Raw genomic sequence first — 18,416 nt, forward strand, 5'->3', positions numbered from 1 at the left:
TCTCAACTATCACTTTAGCGGGTGACGGTGGGACATCCTATTTGTGGAGTGCATTATGAGCATGCTTAACCTGCTCGATAGGCCAATCGCCTTCAACCGCACGTTTGTAGACCTGGGGCTTGGTATTACAGGTGCGCTGATGCTTTCTCAATGCGTGTACTGGTCTACCCGAACCAAAGATAGCGACGGCTGGTTCTATAAAACGCAGTCGGAATGGACGGAAGAAACGGGTATGACGCGTCGTGAGCAAGAGACGGCCCGCAAGAAACTGGTCAGCAAGGGTTACGTTGAGGAAGTGCGACGTGGCGTGCCTTGTAAAACCTATTACCGCCTTGACCGTGAGGCGCTTGAAGCTGCCCTTATGCAGGTTGCACAAAAGCGCCATTCCAGTATGGCGGAATCCGCCAATCAAGAATGTACGAACTCGCCACCCAGTATGGCGGAAAGCGCCAAACTAGATTGTACAGATGCGCCAATCAGTGATGGCGGAAAGCGCCAAACTATTACAGAGATTACTACAGAGACTACAGCAGAGAGTACTCAGAAAGGCGCACCGGGGACGAGCCCCGCTGCATCAGAGGGTGATTACCTGGGCGCTGACGAACCTCAATCCTGCTCACGCCAGTCATCGCAAGAAAGCGCTGCTGATCTGCTGGCGCGAATTCCTGCCGACATGCCGGGTACCCGTGATCCAAAAGCCAAGACGTTCAAGCCCTGGGCGAACTACGCCTGCGCTTACCGTGCCCGTTACGGCACCTGGCCGGTCTGGAATCAAAAGGCTGGTGCCAACATGAGCCAACTGGTCGACCGTGTAGGTGTTGAGCGTGCGCCTGCCGTGGCCGCTTACTACCTGAAGCTCAATAGCCAGTTTTACACCGCCCGCATGCACCCAGTGGGCTTACTCCTCCAGGACTGCGAATCCATCGCTACACAGCTTGCCACTGGCCAGCAGGTCACTCAGACCCGCGCCCGCCAAGTCGACAGCACACAAACCAACCTGAACAACGCGGAGGAGGCCAAGCGCATCATGGCCGCCCGCCGCCAACAGCAGGAGTCTTCGTCATGCTAACCGCCCAAGAGTCTGACCAGGTACTCGAACTGGTGTACGCCACGGCCGAGGTATTGGGGCAGGAGATCCGCCCAACTGCCGCAGTATTGATCACCGACGACTTAAGCGGCTACCCGTTTGCCGAAATCCGCCGTGCCTTGGCCCGCTGCCGTACCGAGCTACACGGCAAGCTGACTCTGGCCGCGATTATCGACCGGCTACCGAGTGCCAATGCACACCTGTTGCCGAACGAGGCTTGGGCGTTAGCTCTGCGTAGCTTGGACGAACAGGAAACCGTTGTGTGGACTCCAGAGATTGCCCGGGCGCTAGGTGTGGCCAAGCCGGTGCTGTCCGGAGGTGATCAGATTGGTGGCCGCATGGCGTTCCTGGCGGCGTATGAGCGTGAACTGGAGGCGGCGAAGGCAGAAGGGCGCCAGCCTCAGTGGCAGGTATCGCTTGGGCATGACCAGCAGCGCCGCGAGATCGTACTGAACGAAGCTGTTTCTGCAGGCAAGCTGCCTGCGCCGAAGGTGGCGCACTTGCTGCCGCCGCCGGAAAAGCCCTTGACCCAAGAGGGGCAGCGCCAGCGTAAGCGGATGGTGAGCCAGCTGCGCGAGATCATCAATAAACCGGCGGATGCCCACGCCCAAGCGCGCCGGGAAGCGCGTGAGCAGGAAGAAGCCCGCCGCCGTGAGCTGCTGGCACAAGCAGGCGTGCCGTTGGCCGCGATGGGAGGGCGTTAACCATGTTGAGTCGTGTTTATAACCGCCCTAAATGCCCCCAGTGCCACTACCGCAAAAGCGCCGACGACTTCCGTGCCCCGGGTACTGGTGAGCAGTTACCGGCGTGCAAGCAGTGCATGCGCAAATCACAGCGTGGAGGGCGTCGGCAATGGACGGCATGAGCTGGTTTCTGTTGGGCGTGCTGGTGGGTGTATTCATCGCGGTGGCCTGTGCGGCTGGCGCCTTTTGCAAGAGTGTCGAAGAGTTGAACGATCAAGGGGAGCGTAACGATGGGTGAAGCATTGAAAGGTGGCCAGCAGGCGCGCCGTGCCGCGTTATTGTGCCAAAACGTGCGATTCGGTTTGTACCTCGATTGCCGCCGCCGCCAAGCAAAAGCGCTTGAGTATCGGCAACTGCCCGATGGTACTCATAGCCCGGAGGACTGCGCTGATTTCATCCGTCATTCGTGTGGTATCCAAAGCCGTGCCGAACTTGATCATAACGATACGGCACGGGCGATGCTGGAGCGCATCGTGGCCGATTACCAATGTTGGGAGCGCCAGCAACGAATGCTCGACCAGATCGCTGGGGGGATGGCGTGACGTTACGAATCCAGAAACCCCGCCGCCCGCGTGCACTGACTAAAAGCGACGCCCCCCGGGCAAAGCCTGTTGATTGGGAAGGGCAGGAGCAAGCCGTGCTGATTCGTTGGCTGTATGGCGAGAAGATGCGCGGTACCGAGGTGGGGCCGCTCTTCGACGCGATTTATCACGTTCCCAACGGTGGCCAGCGCAACAAGAAAACCGCCAGCGATCTCAAAAGGCAGGGCGTGAAGGCGGGCGTGTCCGACTTACCCGTGCGCCAAGCCCGCGGCGGCTGGTTTGGCTTGTACCTGGAATTCAAGGCAACGCCCCCGCGTGACGCCGCGCTGGCGCCTAGTCAGTTCGATTGGTTGGAAGGTAGCGAATACGAAGGCTACTGCGCCGTGCTGGCGCGAGGGCTCGATGAGGCGAAAGCGGTGTTGCGGGAATACGCCAGTTGGCCACGTACGCAAATAGTGGGTGATCGGCTGGCGCTGGAAAGTGGTAGTGAATGGAGGAAGGGGTGATGACGCAGCTTAAGGGGAAAGTGATGCAGTTTGATGGTTGGAAGCGGGTAGCAAACCCCTGGCGTGTCGTTGAGGCCGCAAAGAGTGATGAGCGAGCGCGTGATGCAGCGGTGTCCCGTATCATTGACACCATGCTGGAGCTGCAGCTGGATTATCGCCACGATAACCCTGGCTTCCAACCGTTCAGTGTGACGGCTCTGGCGGGAGAGATGCCGGGCGGCGGTGGGCGTAGTGATCAGGCCATGCTGGCCGCACTTCGCTACCACCCTCAAAGCGAGTGGCATAAAGCCTGCGGTGTAATGCTCGATCAACTACCCAAACGCCAAGCCGCGGCGATGCTCTTGCAGGCTGCCCGGGTGCGTCCCGAGAAGATGGGCGCCAGCAAGTGGGTGGTTACGGCGAGGCAGATGGTGGAACGACAGGAGGTATTGCTCAGAGCGCTGGGGATGAATGAGGGCATTAGACATTTTGAGAGTGTTGAGGCGTTGCAGGTGGCGGGTAAGAGGGGGCGTAAGCGGCTGTGGGAATGGCTAGCGCAGGGGGAAGTGCAAGTGCTGTAAGGAATGTAGCGAGTCGTTGACCTGAATAGAAGGTCAACGATACTCATAAAAGCACTCTCGTTTAATCGTTTATTTAGCTGTTAAAAAAGTCTCTAACTGATTTATAACAGTCATGTCGGAAAGGAGAAATTTAACCCGATTTAGTCAGGTTACCTCTGCTTCCTTGATGACTTGCTTGAACATAGCAGGTGACATGGGCCGACCCAGGTAGAATCCCTGGGCTTGATCGCATGAAAGCTCTTCCAGTTTTCCAAATTGGTCCGCGGTCTCGATGCCTTCGGCAGTAACAGTTAAAGAAAGTGCGTGGCCCATGCTGATGATAGCGTTGACTATTGCGTTACTATCCGTTGAAAGATCCAGCCCCATAATAAAACTGCGATCAATCTTAATTCCATCGAAAGGGTAGTTACGCAAATAGCTGAGTGAGGAATAGCCCGTTCCGAAATCATCCATCGACAAGCGCACCCCTAGCGATTTGAGCTGGTTCAGTGTCGTCAGCGCTGAGGCAGCATCATCGAGCATCACGCTTTCAGTGATTTCTAACTCTAGGCGATTGGGTGAGATGCCTGTATGTTCCAATACGGCAGAAATGCGTTCCACCAAATCGTTGCGTTGAAATTCAACTGGAGATAGATTCACTGACACCATCAAACTATCGTTCCAGCTTAGGGCGTTGAGGCAGGCCTCGTGCAGCACCCAGTCACTGAGCTCGAAGATCAGGCCTGTTTCTTCAGCTAGGGGTATGAAGTAAGCGGGGCTGAGCAGATCCCTTATTGGATGCTGCCAACGCACCAGCGCCTCGGCACCGACTATCGTTTGCAAAGCCACATTATAGCGTGGCTGAAAATCAAGGCGAAATTCTTGCAAACGCAATGCATGACGCATATCCATTTCCAACTTACGGCGTTCCATGATGCGTTCATTCATTGCAGGCTCGAAGAAGCAGAACAGGTTGCGTCCGTTAGCTTTTGCCTCATATAGCGCGATGTCCGCGTAACGCAATAAATCCTGGGCATTTAAGCCTTGATAGGGTGCAGCGACTATGCCAATGCTCACGCCAATGTTGAGGTCATTCCCGTTATACGGAATTGGTTGATTGATTTTCTCAATCAGGCGTTGGCACAGGTGTTCTGCATGCTCATAGGTGCGGCAATTATTAGCCACTACGATAAACTCATCCCCGCCCAGTCTTGCCACCAAGTCAGTCTCACGGGTGCATTTACTGATTGCATCAGCAACCTGCCTGAGAACCCAATCCCCAGCAGCGTGACCAAAGATGTCGTTAATGGGCTTGAAGCGGTCGAGATCCAGCGCTAGTAAAAAAAGAGGGCGATCGTCGTTCAGTCCTTTTTTAAGCCGATCGTTGAGGTAATGGTTGAGGCGGTAACGGTTTGCGAGTCCGGTCAGGGAATCATGGTAGCTGATATGCTCGATGTGCGCCTTGGCTTCAATTTCTTGGGTAATATCACAAACAGTCCCTTGATAACCCAGCAATTGATTATCCACTCTTACCGCATGAGCATGCAGCTGGCAGTAGTGAATTATGTCGTTGTTGTCACGCATTTCACAAAGAATTGGCTTGCGTCCACTGGCATTGCCTTGTTCGGCTGCGCATGCCAGCGTATTGGTATCGTAATTTAAAAGTTCTTGCAAAGGCCGTCCAATCCAGTTGTGGCAAGGAAAGCCTGTTAGCTGAGCAAAACGCTCAGATAAATAGGTTAAGATCTGATTCGGGTCTGTCTCCCAGATCCAGTCTGAGGACGCTTCCGATATATTCTTAAAGCGCTGCTCGCTGATTCGTAAATCATGCTGTGCCATCTCAATCATCTCACTTGCGAGGATGATGCGACTGCGAAGACTTTTTACAAGCAAGGCTAACAGCACACCGAGTAAGAGCATCATCGGAAGTAACTTGGTCAACATCGAACGGCCCAGCGCCTTACCTTCCCATTGTAAAGTCACCACCTCGCCGACATCTTCTTGCAAACTGATCTTAGGTCTTTGTGTGGCGTTAGAGACGCCAAAGCTCGCATTAAGACCGCGGAGATCATAGGTTTCTTCTATCTCCTTTAGCTTGGCTTTCGTAAGTACGTCGACATAAACCAAATACGACAGCTCGTCGAATTGTTCATAGGAACTGTCTGGCCGGATTACCGCAACGGACACGATGGCGGGGGTTTCTTTTACAGAAAAATACCCATACGCGATTTCGTCTTCAACGGATCCTCTGCGCGCTTCGGCAAACAGAGCGGACAAGTCTCCGTTTATCCACGCATTTAAGGGAATTTCACTAAGCTCGCCGTCAATGAGGCCGTAACGGGTCGTCGCATCCGGCCCAACGATAAACACGCCATCTAGGCCATAGGTTGGAAAAAGAGAGGGGCCAATGTTGTCACGGTCATAGGCCCATGTCATGTTAACGGAGTTGTATGTGTAATTATAAGCGTCGATCCAGAAGGCATAGTCAGCTAACGCTGTACCGTTTTTGTCTTTTCTACTCTCAATCGCCCTGGCGGCGTCGGTCTCGCTGTGCTCGACATGACTTTCGTCGATCGAAAGGCTTAGATAGACCAGCGTCAGTCCTGCTGTAAGAAACAAGGCGAAGATGACATAAATTAAATAGCGCGAAGCAAGGCGTGTTATGTCAATGTATGGTGCCGCGTCATTAGAGAGGGGCGGAACAGGGGCTCGTGTCATAGGTATTTCGCCGGGCTAGAAAGTGGGCTAAGTTGCAGCTTGCTGCGCTTGCATTGACCTTGTGCAATTACGGCCTAAGCCTGATCAACGGTTTTAAATGAGCGGAGCACCTCGGCTGAACGCTTTTGGTGGAGGTTCTCTACTGGTCATCAACGGCAGCTATGGGCGAAGCTGATCTAGTCCATTTAAGATCGGCAAATTTCTTTTCTCCTTTAACTTCCTGCTATTTTAATTTTTCTTCCGCGCTGCTAATTGTTACATATTTAGGTTGGAGCAAATTTGAATAGCAATGCGTCTCTAAAAAAACATAATTATAATTGCTAAAGTGTCGGGAGGCAGTTCACTTCCGGCGGGGCTTTTTGCTTTCCGCTGTTCCCCTTGCGTGCCGCCTGGTGCGCCTTGCACCCAAGCGCCAAGCCGCCGCCATGTTGATGCAAGTGGCCCATATACGTCCAGAGAAGATGGGCAACAGTATTTGGATGGTGACTGCTAGGCAAATGGTCGAATGGCAGGAGGTGTTGCTTAGGGCGCTGGGGATAAATGAGGGCGTTAGACATTTTGAGAGTGTTGAGGCGTTGCAGGTGGCGGGTAAGCGAGGGCGTAAGCGGTTATGGCAAGTGTTGGTGGTGGGGGAGGTCGGGCAGGAATAGATAGGGTTGCGTTGGCCAAAAATGATGGCCAACGCTCTGACTATCTCTATAGTCTAAACGACTATTAAAAATTTAGGCTTCACCTCCGACACTTCAATTTGATTGCGTCCATTCTTCTTAGCTCGATAGCTGGCCGCATCAGCGCGAGATAGAACATCATCGATAGTCTTATCGCCTTTGTGGAAGTGGCTCACACCTATACTTGCGGTAACTTTCCATTGGCGTCCATTAGCTTCAACTGAGCAAGCGGCAATGCTTGCGCGCAGGGACTCAGCAATCATAGGGGCACGCTCTGGTGTGCAGCCTGGTAGCAGAATGGCAAATTCATCCCCGCCTTGGCGAGCTGTATAATCACTGCTTCGCACTTCGTTTTGTATAACACTAGCGATCTGTTGAAGCATTTGATCGCCGAGGGCGTGACCTCCTTGGTCGTTCACCGGTTTAAAATGATCCAGATCGAAAAGAATAACTGCTGTCGGTTTTTCCGTACTTTGCCATTGATTAAACAACTCTTTTAGGTGCCTCCTAAGCCCACGACGATTAAGCAAGCGGGTCAGAGGGTCATGCTCTGCTTCCCAGTTCTTTTGAGCATAATCATTGTAATGTTGGGTAATATCTCGCACCGTGCCGACGGTCCCTATGAACTTATCGTTTACACGAATAGCGGCTGTATGCACATCTAACCAGTACAACTCTTGATTAGTACCTACGAAGCGAAATTGACGCGCAAAGCTCGATTGTTTTACAAGACTACGCAGCCAAGCCGATCTAACATCTTGGCGATCATCGCAGTGAACCCGGTCGCTCCAGTCATTTAGACTGCTAGGGGCGTCATCTCCCAATAGCTGATGTAAGGAATCATTAATAAACGTCAAGTGACCACGTTGATCCGTAACAAACATGCCCAGCGGCGAAGCGGATAGCGTCCCTCTTAGCATTGCCTCCTGCTCGGCTAGATCATTTAAGCTGACCTGACGAGCAGACTCTGTCGCATTAATTACATCTATGACGCGTCGAAGCTCCATCGCACTGGTCGGAATATTAAGTACAGAGCGGCGCCCATCTTGAAGTTCTTGAACCTGCTGAGCAAGCTGAACTAGGGAGCGTAACGTTATCCATATCACTCCCCATACTAGAGGTAAGATAAGGATGAGCACGCCCCAGGCATAAACAGTGATTTTCTTCATGCCTGCAATAAGGGGGGCTTCGGCTTGGTCTTGTGGTAGATGTACGCCAACGATCCAGTTAGCAGGCCAAATTTGTCGATAGGCTACCAGTTGAGGCTCATCTGATAGCGAGCGGCCCACACTTTCGCCTTCCCATCCATCCAGCGCCTTGTCTAGGACTGGTGAAATAGTATCGGGTAATGTCACGATAGCTTCTTGTTGACCTGGGGAGTAAATACGCAGTCCAGACGCGGTCGTAATTGTGACATAGCCGTTATCGCCCAGACGGATTTGCTCAAAATTTCTGAACAGTCGGCTTTGTTTTATATTGACTAAACCACCTAAAAAGCCTGTGTAGCGTCCCTGGTTGTCATGCATGGGAACCAGCATTAGCACCAGCGGTGTATTTGAAATACGTCCTATAAGAGGTTCGCTGACGTATGGGGTTTTAAATGCGTGCATAAAGCGTGCATATTCTCGATCGGCAAAACTATAGCCTTTGGCACCTCCGTCGGCCGGCCACTCGTCAATAATTTTGCTATTCAGATCGTAGAGTAGCAGTGCCTCAAAGAGTGGCTCCATGGTATAAGCATGCTGTTCAAGAAGAGCACCTTCCCTTGGCTGCGTAATACTCTCCGCCAAACGCTCAAGTTCTCTGACTCGTTCATTCACTTGAAATGTAATAGAGTTGCTGATGAGTTCCGCTTCATACCGCAGATGCTGGTTATTAGTCTCATTAACCAGGAGCCGTCCCGCCTTCCAGCCAAACGTTAAGACAATGAGGCAAAGCAGACTCCACAGCACTATGGCACCAATGACTAGGCGCCCACGAAGCGTAGCGAAGGGAAAAGAAATAAGACGAAAAAATAATCGTTTAACACGATGTCTTTGAGTAGATTTTCCATTTAATGTCAGTGTCATTTACAGCACCTGTCAGGAGAGGGGGTCAACGCAGTAGCGTATCGTCTATTTTTTTATTAATAAAAAGTCCGGCTTATATTAGCAGTTAAAGAAATACTGTATGAAATGTTGCCCCATTCTATACATTACATCAGTTCGTGTTTTGGTGGAGACCATGGTGCACCCGATGAAAGCCATTCGATTATAAAATTTGCTTTAGTGTCGGGTTTGGTGCATCCTAATCCGTAGGCTGCCAAAGCTACGCGCTTAAGCCACCCCACATCGAAGCCCTGCCGGGTAACCGGCAGGGCTTTTGCGTATCTAAGTTCTAAGTTTTACTTTTCCAAGGAAGCTAGGTTGGTTCCGCCCGGGGGTTAAGGCTGCCTATCGGAGTTTTCGCCAGGTCGGCGCTCAGTCGTATTGCGCTGATGTTGCGGTGTCTGTTTCGAAGATTTGCGATCTCTAAACTTGTTCCATGCTGATTTAGCTTTCTGCTGGTTTTCTGGCTTACGCAGCCAATTAGCAGCCGCCATCATAATCCACTTTTTCATGCGATCCTCCAGGTTCCATTTGAGAGGTGTATTTGCGTTTTAAGATTAGGCTATAGCTCAGTCATCCAAGACTGGATAGCCCTTGTAACATTATTCGGCACCGCTTACTCCTCTCTGTTCCCGTTTGTTTAATCCTTTCTGCCTGGTTACTTCACGTCTCCAGTGTCCGAGGCTGTCTATGTCTGCTCATTCTCCTACCCATTGGCTTCAGGAGGCGGAACTGCTGCGCGTTGAGCCAGAACCGCCTAAAGATACGCGCGCGGGCAACGTCTCCGCGTTCCTAGACATGCTGGCCTATGCCGAAGGTACACCGCGTTTCGGTTATGAGGACGGCTACGATGTGATTGTGGGCGGAAAGACGTTCGATTGTTACGACGATCACCCACGTCAGCTTGTATGGCTGCCTGCTTACAGGATTAAGTCTAGCGCTGCTGGGCGGTACCAGTTTTTGACGCGCACTTGGGACGATTTAGCCGAGCGTTTCAATCTCCCTGACTTCACTCCATCAAGCCAAGACATGGGTGCGGTGCATCTCATTCGACAATGTAAAGCGCTTTCATTGATCCATGACGGCCGTATCCGTGACGCCATCCACGCTTGCCGCAAGATTTGGGCGAGCCTTCCCGGCGCTGGCTATGGCCAGCGGGAACTGGCAACTGATGAGCTGCTGAGCGTTTATAAAGCGGCTGGCGGCATTTCCATCGACTAACTGACGAGGCCCGCCCGAGAGGTGCGCCATGAATTCAAGACGAAAAGAGAAACGCGCCATGCCAAATCGTGACCCTAACAACTGGCACTGGCTGCTCGAGTACATGCCAATCGCATTGGTTTCTATCGTGACGTTTGCTATGGCATTTGTGCGTGGAGTGCATGAAGGCGGCAGCTTCAAGCGCTCTCTGCTAGGCGCGGTGATGTGCACGCTGCTGGCTACGCCGCTGTTCCCTGTGTTCCTGTGGGTCGCCGAGTCACAAGGCTGGCCGCCCATCATTGCGTTCCCGCCGTGCGTGTTCTTGGCATTCCTGGGCACTGACTGGATGCGGGAGAAGGCCGATGGCCTCTACGAGATCTTTCTCGGCTTTCTTCGGAAGCTGCTCAAATGATCGGCACGCTCAAGAGTCGGGCGATGGGGGGGGCGCTGGGAGGCTTAGCCCTGGTGAGTGCTTATCTCTACTGGCAGCACGTCACTACCCAGCGGGACGCCTACCAAGCCGAAGCCGAGCGCCAGCGCGAAAGGGCCGAGATTCTGCACGAGCACCAGCAATGGCAGCGCCAGCAGATTGAAACGCTCAACGCTGCCATGTCCGAGCGCGACCAAACGCTAACCATTATTGCTGACGACATGCGCGCCAGCACAGTAGCGCTGGAAAGACTGGGAGAAACCAATGCTGAAGCGCGTGATTGGCTCGATGGCAATAGGCCTACTGTTATCACTGACTGGGTGCGCGAGCTCCAACATTCAGCAGATGGAGATGCAGAGCCACTGCCCGGCGGTACCCGAACACCTAACCAGTGAGCTACCCCCGCCACCGTTGATTCTGCAAGGCAATAAAGGGCTTTTGTTCTTGCTAGCTGAATATGAGGCGCTTAGGCGCCGGTTCAATGCTGATCGGGCGGCGGTTGCTGATATTATCCAGAACAGCGAAGGTGACGATAGCTAGGGGTTATAAGGCGTATGAGCAAAGAACAGTCAGCAGGGTGCTGTATTGCTTGCGGCGTTACCCTTATTCAGCCGTCGAGGGGCCGCAGGCGTGTCTATTGTTCTAAGAAGTGCCGAGACCTTCAGCGACAACAACGAGACAAGCAAAAGACATCTGGCGTCAAAGGCCGAAAAAAGAGGCGCGTCGACTGGTCCTGCCCCGCGTGCGCGAAAACATTCAGCCTCAGGCCGTTTGAAGTTGCGGCAAAGAAGTTCTGTAGCGTTGAGTGCGCCTCGGCTTCCCGCCCTTCGTCTAGGGGTAGAGGCCCATACAGCTGCAAGAATTGTGCGAAGACTTACTACACAAAGCGACCAAGAGGCGAGGGTGAAACCTTTTGTAGCAGGGTGTGCTCGGAAAGCTACACGCCTCTTCGGACTGGTCCGTATACCAGAATTGTGCTCATTGAATGTGTTCAATGCTCGTCTCAATTTGCATCAAGGCGTGGCGTAAAGATCTGCTCCAAGCGATGTCGTCTTGAGGCTGGCAGGGATCGGGCTAAACAGTACGAGGCTGTTAAACACAGTCGTAGAGAGCCGATTAAATGCACGCAATGCGGCTGTGTGTTCTCAAGGCTGTATGGAAGCAAGTCGCGAGTATGCTCTGATAGCTGCGAGCAGGCTGCTGCCCGTGTACTCAAACGAAGAGAAAAGTCAGCACGAAGAGCGGCAGAGAGATCCGGCCGTGCTGCCTATGGCGCGTTTGATCCTTTTGATGTGTTTGAAAGAGATGGTTGGATCTGCAATCAGTGCGGTGTGCTTACCCCGGTTGGGCTGCGTGGAACTACGCACGCCGATGCCCCCGAGCTTGATCATATTCAGCCGTTAAGCAAAGGCGGCATCCACTCAAAAGAGAACGCACAACTTCTGTGCAGAGCCTGCAACATTGATAAGGCAGACAAGTGGGATGGTTGGTAGGTTTGAATAAACCGCTTTTGATCCATTTTGGTGCAAAAAAATGGCGGGTCCTTCCCAGGAGCATTGCCTTGTCCACGGGGGAAAGCAGCCGCGGAATTCGACAAATTTTCGGCAGTTCATGGTCGTCAGCAGCACCTGGCTTTAATCCGCGTGGTTGCCGCATTTAGCGGTGCCGATGCTGCCGAAATCAATAGAGGTACGGTGCCGATAGGATGACAAGCGTGTGGCAGAGATCAATCGCCTTGAAGAGGCCTACAACTGGAACATCACCAGGCTGGCCGACGCGTTTGGTCTGCACCGCGACACGGTGCGTAAACGCCTCAAAGAATCGGGTGTGGTTCCCGCTGGCTCTCGGAACGGTGCGAACGTTTACGCACTAAAGGATGCAGGCCCCGCGCTGTTCAGCGAGTCACGGCCAGGGACTGCTACCGACCCTAATGATTATCACCCCAGCGACCGCAAAGATTGGTATGCATCTGAGATCTCACGCGTAAAGCTTGAGAAGGAAATGCGCCTTTTGGTACCGGTTGAGGAGGCGCACAGGGAAATGTCGCGCCTCGCTAAAGCGGTTGCCAGCGGACTGGATAGTCTCGCCGATATGCTCGAGCGCGATGCAGGCTTGCCACCAGAGGCAATTGAATTGGTGGAACAAACTACAGACGCTCTACGCGAGCAGATGTATCAAGTAATTGTGAGTGACGACGAAGGCAACGATGATGAGTAACCTAGCCAGCGCCGCTGCCATTCGTCGTGATGTTGCTGAGCTGATACGCCCGCCGCGCCGCATTCGCGCAAGCCAAGCCGCTGCTGAGCGCATGAAGGTGGTGGGTGGTGACGGCACGGTTAGGGATTGGTCGGCAGATGCCACGCCTTATATGGTAGAGCCGCTGGACTGCATGGGCTCGCGCCTTTATGACGCCGTTATATTCGCAGGCCCAGCGCGTACAGGTAAAACAAACGCCCTGGTGGATGGCTACGTTGCCTATAAGATCGACTGCGACCCAGGCGACGGGTTGATTGTTCAGATCTCGGAAGAGAAGGCGCGTGAGTTCAGCAAGAAGCGCATCGACAGGATGCTGCAGAACTCGCCAGACCTCGCTAAGCGCCTCAGCCCGCGCGGCCACGATAACAATGTTCACGACAAAACCTTTAGGGCTGGCAATTACCTTGGCATCAAATGGCCGTCTAAAAATGTATTGGCCAGCTCTGATTACCAGTTTGTACTGATTACCGACTTTGACCGCTTGCCTGAAAATATCGACGGCGAAGGTGACGCCTTCACGCTAGGCGCAAAACGTACGCAAACGTTTGGCTCCACCGGAATGACACTGGCGGAGAGCTCGCCAGGACGAGAAGTGGTAGACCTGGACTGGGAGCGACCAGCAGATTGCCCTCACATGGCGCCGCCCACCACCGGCATTTTGGATCTATTCAACCAAGGCGACCGCCGTTTATGGTACTGGCAGTGTCAGGAGCACTCCTGTCAGCAGTGGTTTACACCCACCATGGACAACTTCAACCTAGCGGCGCGCCAAGCATTCTGCCCGCACTGTGGCACGCTGGTGGAGCCTTCGCAAAAGCGAGCGCTCAACCTGACAGGCCGATGGGTTCCCGAAGGTATGGAATTAACGGCCAGCGGCGAACTAATAGGGACACGCCGACAAACCCGCATCGCTTCGTTTTGGATGGAAGGGCCTAGTGCAGCGTTTCAGAGTTGGGTAAGCCTGGCAGAGAAGCTGGCGCGAGCAGAAGAGACCTACGCCCAAACGGATAGCCAAGAAACGCTAAAGACCGTCATCAATACCGACTGGGGCAGGCCGTACCTGTTCAGGCGTAAAACCACCCAGCGCAGCAGTCAACGGCTATTGGACAGAGCAGAAGACACCGTCAAACGCACGGTGCCCCATGGCGTAAGGTTCCTAACCGCCACTATTGATGTGCAGGGCGGCAAAGATCGCCGCTTCGTCGTGCAGGTGCATGGCAACGGCCCGCACCGAGAAACCTGGGTAGTCGACCGCTTCAACATCAAAGACGACCGTGGCCCAGAAAATGACCAAGAGCCACGGGCAATCAGCCCAGCCAGTCACCCCGAAGACTGGGATCTCATTACCCGTGATGTGATCCACCGCACCTACAAGTTGGCCGATGGCTCAGGCCGCAGAATGCCGATTTTAGCCGTGGGTGTTGATACTGGCGGGGAAGGTGAAGGTGAAGAGTCAGTTACTAATCAGGCCTACGAATGGTACCGCCGCTTAGCCAAAGCAGGCGTGCAGAATCGCGTTTACCTGTTAAAGGGGGCCAGTAGCAAAACCCCTAACCGTGTGCGCAAAACATGGCCCGACAACACCGGCCGCAAAAGCCGCAAAAGCTCAGCGAAAGGTGACGTGCCGCTATACCTGCTAGGCACCGACTTACTGAAAGACGCCGTTGCTTCCATGCTGGATCGCAACAATCCCGGAATGGGCTACCTACACACTCCGGCATGGCTTGGCCGCTGGTGGCATGACGAGCTGACCTACGAAGTGCGTGACCCCAAAACAGGCAAGTGGTCAAAGCCAGGCAAAAAAGCTAACGAAGCCTTCGACCTATGTGTTTATAACCTCGCGCTGCTGATCCTCCTTAAAGTTGAAAAGATCAACTGGGAACAGCCGCCCGCGTGGGCCGAAAGCTGGGATACCAACATGCTGGTGATTCAGCCTGACAGCACTGCACCGCAAGCGCAGGCCATCGAAGCTGCAAGCGCAAAACAGCCACGCAAACGACGCGCCCGTGTCGTGAAACCCAGACTTTAGGAGCGAACATGGCCTATACACCCGAACAGCTTGCCGAGGTTCGGCAGGCCATTGTAGATCTCGGGCTGGGCAAACGTGTTGTCTCTGTTACCCACAACGGTCGCACTGTGCAGTTTGCCCAAACCGACATCGACAAGCTCCGTGATTTAGAACGCACGATTGCAGCCACATTGATACCTGCTAACAAGCGACGCACCCGATCCCGTATCGTGATGACCTCGAAGGGCCTCTAACATGACTGCATTCACCAAACCGCGCATCCGTATGACGATGCGCGGCGGTCACCTGGTGCCCGTAAATTCTCAGTACGAAGGGGCAAGCACGAAGCGCCGCATGGCGGGCAAGGGCAATGTTGTTAGCGGCCCCAACACACCGATAGAACGCAGCCTGCCTATTCTGCAGGCCCGTAGCCACAACGCCATTCGCAACAACGCTTATGCCTCCAGCGCCAAGGAAAAGTATGTTTCCAACCTAGTGGGCACCGGCATCAAACCCCAGTGGGGCGACCCCGCCACTCAAGCGTTGTGGGACCGCTGGATAGAAGAGTGCGATGCAGATGGCGTTGACAACTTTTACGGCCTGCAAGCGCTGGCGCTGGGTTCCCAGTTCGAAGCAGGCGAAGCGTTAGGCCGCATCCGATACCGCCGAGCTACAGACGGCCTCAGCGTGCCTATGCAGCTGCAGGTGATTGAAGCCGAACACCTCGACCCAGCTTTTAGCCGCGCTTTCGGGAGCCGCTTGATTCGGATGGGGATTGAGTTTGATGGCATTGGTCAGCGTACCGCCTACCACCTGTGGCGTTACCACCCACACGAACAACTGACGGCGGCCTATAACGAACGCGTACCGGTACCGGCTGATAACGTCATCCACATGTACCGCCGCACCCGGCCAGGACAGCTACGCGGCGTACCAGAGCTGACAAGCGTGATTGTGCGGCTGTATGAAATTGACGAAATGCAGGACGCCACGCTAGCACGGCAAAAGCTCGCCCAACTGTTTGGCGCATTCGTTAAGCGCAAAACCGACCACGATCCCGAAGATGACGGCCCGTTTTTTGGCACCCACGTCACTATGCCCGGGGAAGCTGACGAAGGGCTAACCGAGTTCACGCCCGGCGGTATTCACTATTTAGAAGATGACGAAGAAGTCACGTTCTCCACACCGCCCGATATTCAGAGTCAATATACCGAGTGGCTACGCACAGAACTATTAGCGGTGGCCACCGGTGCTGGCATTACCTACGAGCAGCTGACAGGCGACCTCAAAGGCGTGAACTACAGCTCAATTCGTGCTGGCCTTCTCGAGTTCCGCCGCCGAGCCGAAGCGCTACAAGCCCATCTGATTGTTCACCAGTGGTGCCGTCGTATTGCCGCCAAATGGTTAGACGTTGCTGTCACCAGCGGCCGCCTGCAGGTCGCCAACTACTGGCAGCGGCGCAGTCAGTTGCTCGCTATTGATTGGATCGCGCCTAAGTGGAGTTGGGTAGATCCTCTGAAAGAAGTTACCGCCGATCTGCTTGAAGTGCGTGGCGGTCTAGCCCCACGCAGCGAAAAGGCAGGCGAGCGCGGCTGGTCGCTGGATCTGCTCGATGCCGAGATTGCCAAGGGCAACGCCAGCGCCGACAAGTACGGCCTGGTGCTGGATTCCGACCCACGCATTACAGCCAAAAACGGCGGGCTACAAAAAGCGCTCGAAGCCCTGGCCGCCACCGAAGAAGAGGACCCCACATGAAGGACCAGCACACCAAGATCAGTGGTTACCGCAGCCTGAGCCAAGAAGAAATCGACCTCATGAATCGCATTAAGGCGAAAGGTGCTGAGCTGCTTGATCTTCAGTCTGAGCTTGATGCTCGACTGAAGGAAGATTTAGAAGCCAAGGCCGCTGCAGTAAAGGCCTCCATGTATATGCGTCCTGAATGTGAAGAGCTACGGCGTTTTGAAAACGCTGAGCCGCTTCGGTGGGCTGCTATCGGCAAGACAGACATTCAAACCGGAATCATGGCGCTAGTGCGCGCCGTGGCGCAGCCAACCATCTAGAAGGTAATTGCCATGAAATGGTTCAAAGCACAGGCCATGGCGGATAACCCGCGCAAAGCCATCATCTCGATTGATAAGCCTATCGGCAGCGACTGGGCGCCTGACTGGATCAGTGATTTCACCGGCGAACAACCCGCCCGCGAGTTTATTGCCGCCGTCGATGGGTTAGGCGAACTGGATGAAATCACGCTAGAGATCAACAGCCCGGGTGGCGACGTCGCCAGTGGCGTGCGCATTTACAACTATCTGCGCAACCATACCGCCAAGGTGCATACCCGCGTGACCGGCACTGCCGCGAGCATTGCCACCATCATCATGATGGCCGGGGACACACGCTCGATGGCCATCGGCTCTACCATGATGACGCACCGCGCAAGCGGCTTAATGCTGGGTTTCTACAATGCCCAGGAAATGGAAGAGACAGCCAAGAACCTAAAAACCATCGATGCCGCCATGGTGGACATTTATGCCGCCACCACGGGCAAAGATAAAGACGAGATTGCCGCCTTACTGGATCAAGGCGACACCTTCTTAGGGTCAGACGAAGCCATTGAATGGGGCTTTGCCACTGAGGCAGACGCACAGCTAAAAGCCGTGGCCTGTGCTGATCCCAAGCTCTTCATGAAACAGCTGGAGCAAGCGGGCGAAATTGCCACGCTGAAAGCCAAGCTGGCGGGCGCCGGTAATGAAACGATGACCGCAGCTGATGCGCTGGCGCTTGCGTTTGATATGACGCCGGAAGAAGCCGAAGCACAAGCGGCTGACTTGGGCGATCAAATTATCGCGCTACGCCAGCAGCAACCCGCAGCGCTTGAAAGCCTCGCTGTTACGGCTGAATGGGTTCAGGAAAATGCACCCAGCGTGGCTGACTCACTGATGACGCAAGCCGTCGCAGCAGAACGCACCCGCATTACCGCCATCGTCAAAGCCTGTCAGACAACTGGCCAAGCGCAGCTCATGGAAAAGCTGATTGCCAACGGCATGGATGATAAACAAGCCAGCGAATACATCTACGACGTAGCCGCTGCCCACGGAAACCGCTTCACCATCCACAACAGCCACTCGCCAGAAGGCGGGCACCGCAAGGGCATTGATTACGACAAGATCTATGCCCGCCATCGCCCCAAGCAGGCCTAACCTGCGCCCATTAACTCGATAGAAGAGGCAGTGTCATGCCAACCCAGACATATACCGAAGGCACCCATACCGCCGAGCACTTGTTGGAAGAGGCGAATCCGAAGCGCTCACGTGAGCAAGGCACGCTAGCCAGCGGCAAGCATGTGCCCGGCACGGTGCTGGCGTTAAACGCCGATGGGAATTATGTGCAGCTAGCACCTGCCGCTAGTGACGGCACTGAAACGGCAGTGGCGGTGCTTTACGCCGCCGTGGATGCCAGTACCGAGCCTCAGCCCTGTGTAGTCCATGCCCGTGATTGCACCGTACATGGCGCAATGCTCACCTGGCCTGCTGCAGCAACAGATCCGCAGATTGCCGCTGGCATTGAATCCCTCGCCGCGTTGCACATCATCACTCGCGACTAAGCCACGCTGACTGCCCAGGCAGGGCAGCATC

General features: G+C 54.3%; 21 protein-coding genes. 18 read left to right on the forward strand and 3 right to left on the reverse strand.

All coding sequences use genetic code 11. The features are described from left to right. Positions 1 to 55 precede the first annotated feature (55 nt). The 6 genes from IR195_RS09260 (at position 56) to IR195_RS09285 (ending at position 3,438) form a co-directional block, all read left to right on the forward strand. The gene (locus IR195_RS09260) at positions 56 to 1,069 is read left to right on the forward strand and encodes a hypothetical protein (protein WP_206049543.1); all 1,014 of its coding nucleotides are present in this window, start codon (positions 56 to 58) and stop codon (positions 1,067 to 1,069) included. Then, positions 1,063 to 1,791 carry a hypothetical protein gene (locus IR195_RS09265; RefSeq protein ID WP_206049544.1) on the forward strand — a complete coding sequence of 243 codons (729 nt, stop codon included), beginning with the start codon at positions 1,063 to 1,065 and terminating at the stop codon, positions 1,789 to 1,791. Before IR195_RS09260 ends, IR195_RS09265 begins: the two co-directional genes overlap by 7 nt. Positions 1,792 to 1,793: 2 nt before the next feature. After that, complete coding sequence (locus IR195_RS09270) at positions 1,794 to 1,952, forward strand: hypothetical protein (RefSeq protein ID WP_206049545.1); 159 nt, start codon at positions 1,794 to 1,796, stop codon at positions 1,950 to 1,952. Between the two features lie 108 nt (positions 1,953 to 2,060). Continuing rightward, positions 2,061 to 2,372 (forward strand): hypothetical protein, encoded by a 312-nt coding sequence (locus IR195_RS09275; protein WP_206049546.1) that lies wholly within the window; start codon positions 2,061 to 2,063, stop codon positions 2,370 to 2,372. Next, the gene (locus IR195_RS09280; RefSeq protein ID WP_241006822.1) at positions 2,369 to 2,878 is read left to right on the forward strand and encodes a VRR-NUC domain-containing protein; all 510 of its coding nucleotides are present in this window, start codon (positions 2,369 to 2,371) and stop codon (positions 2,876 to 2,878) included. Before IR195_RS09275 ends, IR195_RS09280 begins: the two co-directional genes overlap by 4 nt. Then, on the forward strand, positions 2,878 to 3,438 hold the full coding sequence (locus IR195_RS09285) for a hypothetical protein (RefSeq protein WP_206049547.1): 561 nt from the start codon (positions 2,878 to 2,880) through the stop codon (positions 3,436 to 3,438). The genes IR195_RS09280 and IR195_RS09285 overlap by 1 nt, the downstream gene beginning before the upstream one ends. Before the next feature lie 144 nt (positions 3,439 to 3,582). On the opposite strand, the gene IR195_RS09290 is transcribed toward IR195_RS09285, so the two are convergent. After that, complete coding sequence (locus IR195_RS09290; RefSeq protein ID WP_206049548.1) at positions 3,583 to 6,135, reverse strand: bifunctional diguanylate cyclase/phosphodiesterase; 2,553 nt, start codon at positions 6,133 to 6,135, stop codon at positions 3,583 to 3,585. A 392-nt stretch (positions 6,136 to 6,527) separates the two neighbouring features. On the opposite strand from IR195_RS09290, the gene IR195_RS09295 reads away from it, so the two are divergent. Continuing rightward, positions 6,528 to 6,785, forward strand: coding sequence for a hypothetical protein (locus IR195_RS09295; RefSeq protein ID WP_206049549.1), 258 nt, complete (start codon positions 6,528 to 6,530; stop codon positions 6,783 to 6,785). A gap of 53 nt (positions 6,786 to 6,838) precedes the next feature. Here IR195_RS09295 and IR195_RS09300 read toward each other — a convergent pair whose 3' ends face one another. Together IR195_RS09300 and IR195_RS09305 are read right to left on the reverse strand one after the other, a co-directional pair. After that, positions 6,839 to 8,872: a sensor domain-containing diguanylate cyclase gene (locus IR195_RS09300; RefSeq protein WP_206049550.1), complete on the reverse strand. Its 2,034-nt coding sequence runs from the start codon at positions 8,870 to 8,872 to the stop codon at positions 6,839 to 6,841. Between the two features lie 353 nt (positions 8,873 to 9,225). Next, positions 9,226 to 9,402 (reverse strand): hypothetical protein, encoded by a 177-nt coding sequence (locus tag IR195_RS09305; RefSeq protein WP_164517046.1) that lies wholly within the window; start codon positions 9,400 to 9,402, stop codon positions 9,226 to 9,228. Between the two features lie 178 nt (positions 9,403 to 9,580). Here IR195_RS09305 and IR195_RS09310 point away from each other — a divergent pair, with 178 nt between their 5' ends. The 11 genes from IR195_RS09310 (at position 9,581) to IR195_RS09360 (ending at position 18,385) form a co-directional block, all read left to right on the forward strand. After that, positions 9,581 to 10,111, forward strand: a complete 531-nt coding sequence (locus tag IR195_RS09310) for a glycoside hydrolase family 24 protein (protein WP_206049551.1) — start codon at positions 9,581 to 9,583, stop codon at positions 10,109 to 10,111. A 28-nt stretch (positions 10,112 to 10,139) separates the two neighbouring features. After that, the gene (locus tag IR195_RS09315) at positions 10,140 to 10,502 is read left to right on the forward strand and encodes a phage holin family protein (protein WP_206049552.1); all 363 of its coding nucleotides are present in this window, start codon (positions 10,140 to 10,142) and stop codon (positions 10,500 to 10,502) included. Further along, on the forward strand, positions 10,499 to 10,915 hold the full coding sequence (locus IR195_RS09320) for a hypothetical protein (RefSeq protein WP_206049553.1): 417 nt from the start codon (positions 10,499 to 10,501) through the stop codon (positions 10,913 to 10,915). Before IR195_RS09315 ends, IR195_RS09320 begins: the two co-directional genes overlap by 4 nt. 159 nt (positions 10,916 to 11,074) lie before the next feature. Beyond that, complete coding sequence (locus tag IR195_RS20620; RefSeq protein ID WP_423250119.1) at positions 11,075 to 12,013, forward strand: HNH endonuclease; 939 nt, start codon at positions 11,075 to 11,077, stop codon at positions 12,011 to 12,013. 223 nt (positions 12,014 to 12,236) lie between these two features. Continuing rightward, positions 12,237 to 12,737 (forward strand): DUF1441 family protein, encoded by a 501-nt coding sequence (locus tag IR195_RS09330; RefSeq protein WP_206049555.1) that lies wholly within the window; start codon positions 12,237 to 12,239, stop codon positions 12,735 to 12,737. Further along, the gene (locus IR195_RS09335; protein ID WP_125747743.1) at positions 12,730 to 14,805 is read left to right on the forward strand and encodes a phage terminase large subunit family protein; all 2,076 of its coding nucleotides are present in this window, start codon (positions 12,730 to 12,732) and stop codon (positions 14,803 to 14,805) included. Before IR195_RS09330 ends, IR195_RS09335 begins: the two co-directional genes overlap by 8 nt. Before the next feature lie 8 nt (positions 14,806 to 14,813). After that, positions 14,814 to 15,038, forward strand: a complete 225-nt coding sequence (gene gpW / locus IR195_RS09340; RefSeq protein WP_125747745.1) for a gpW family head-tail joining protein — start codon at positions 14,814 to 14,816, stop codon at positions 15,036 to 15,038. A 1-nt stretch (position 15,039) separates the two neighbouring features. Beyond that, positions 15,040 to 16,539 carry a phage portal protein gene (locus IR195_RS09345; protein WP_206049556.1) on the forward strand — a complete coding sequence of 500 codons (1,500 nt, stop codon included), beginning with the start codon at positions 15,040 to 15,042 and terminating at the stop codon, positions 16,537 to 16,539. Next, on the forward strand, positions 16,536 to 16,844 hold the full coding sequence (locus IR195_RS09350) for an Acb2/Tad1 domain-containing protein (RefSeq protein WP_206049557.1): 309 nt from the start codon (positions 16,536 to 16,538) through the stop codon (positions 16,842 to 16,844). Before IR195_RS09345 ends, IR195_RS09350 begins: the two co-directional genes overlap by 4 nt. Positions 16,845 to 16,856: 12 nt before the next feature. Then, positions 16,857 to 17,981 (forward strand): head maturation protease, ClpP-related, encoded by a 1,125-nt coding sequence (locus IR195_RS09355; RefSeq protein ID WP_206049558.1) that lies wholly within the window; start codon positions 16,857 to 16,859, stop codon positions 17,979 to 17,981. Positions 17,982 to 18,016: 35 nt separating this feature from the next. After that, on the forward strand, positions 18,017 to 18,385 hold the full coding sequence (locus IR195_RS09360) for a head decoration protein (protein ID WP_206049559.1): 369 nt from the start codon (positions 18,017 to 18,019) through the stop codon (positions 18,383 to 18,385). The last annotated feature ends 31 nt before the right edge of the window (positions 18,386 to 18,416 follow it).

It is taken from the genome of Vreelandella venusta (assembly GCF_015689495.1).
Lineage (GTDB): Bacteria > Pseudomonadota > Gammaproteobacteria > Pseudomonadales > Halomonadaceae > Vreelandella > Vreelandella venusta.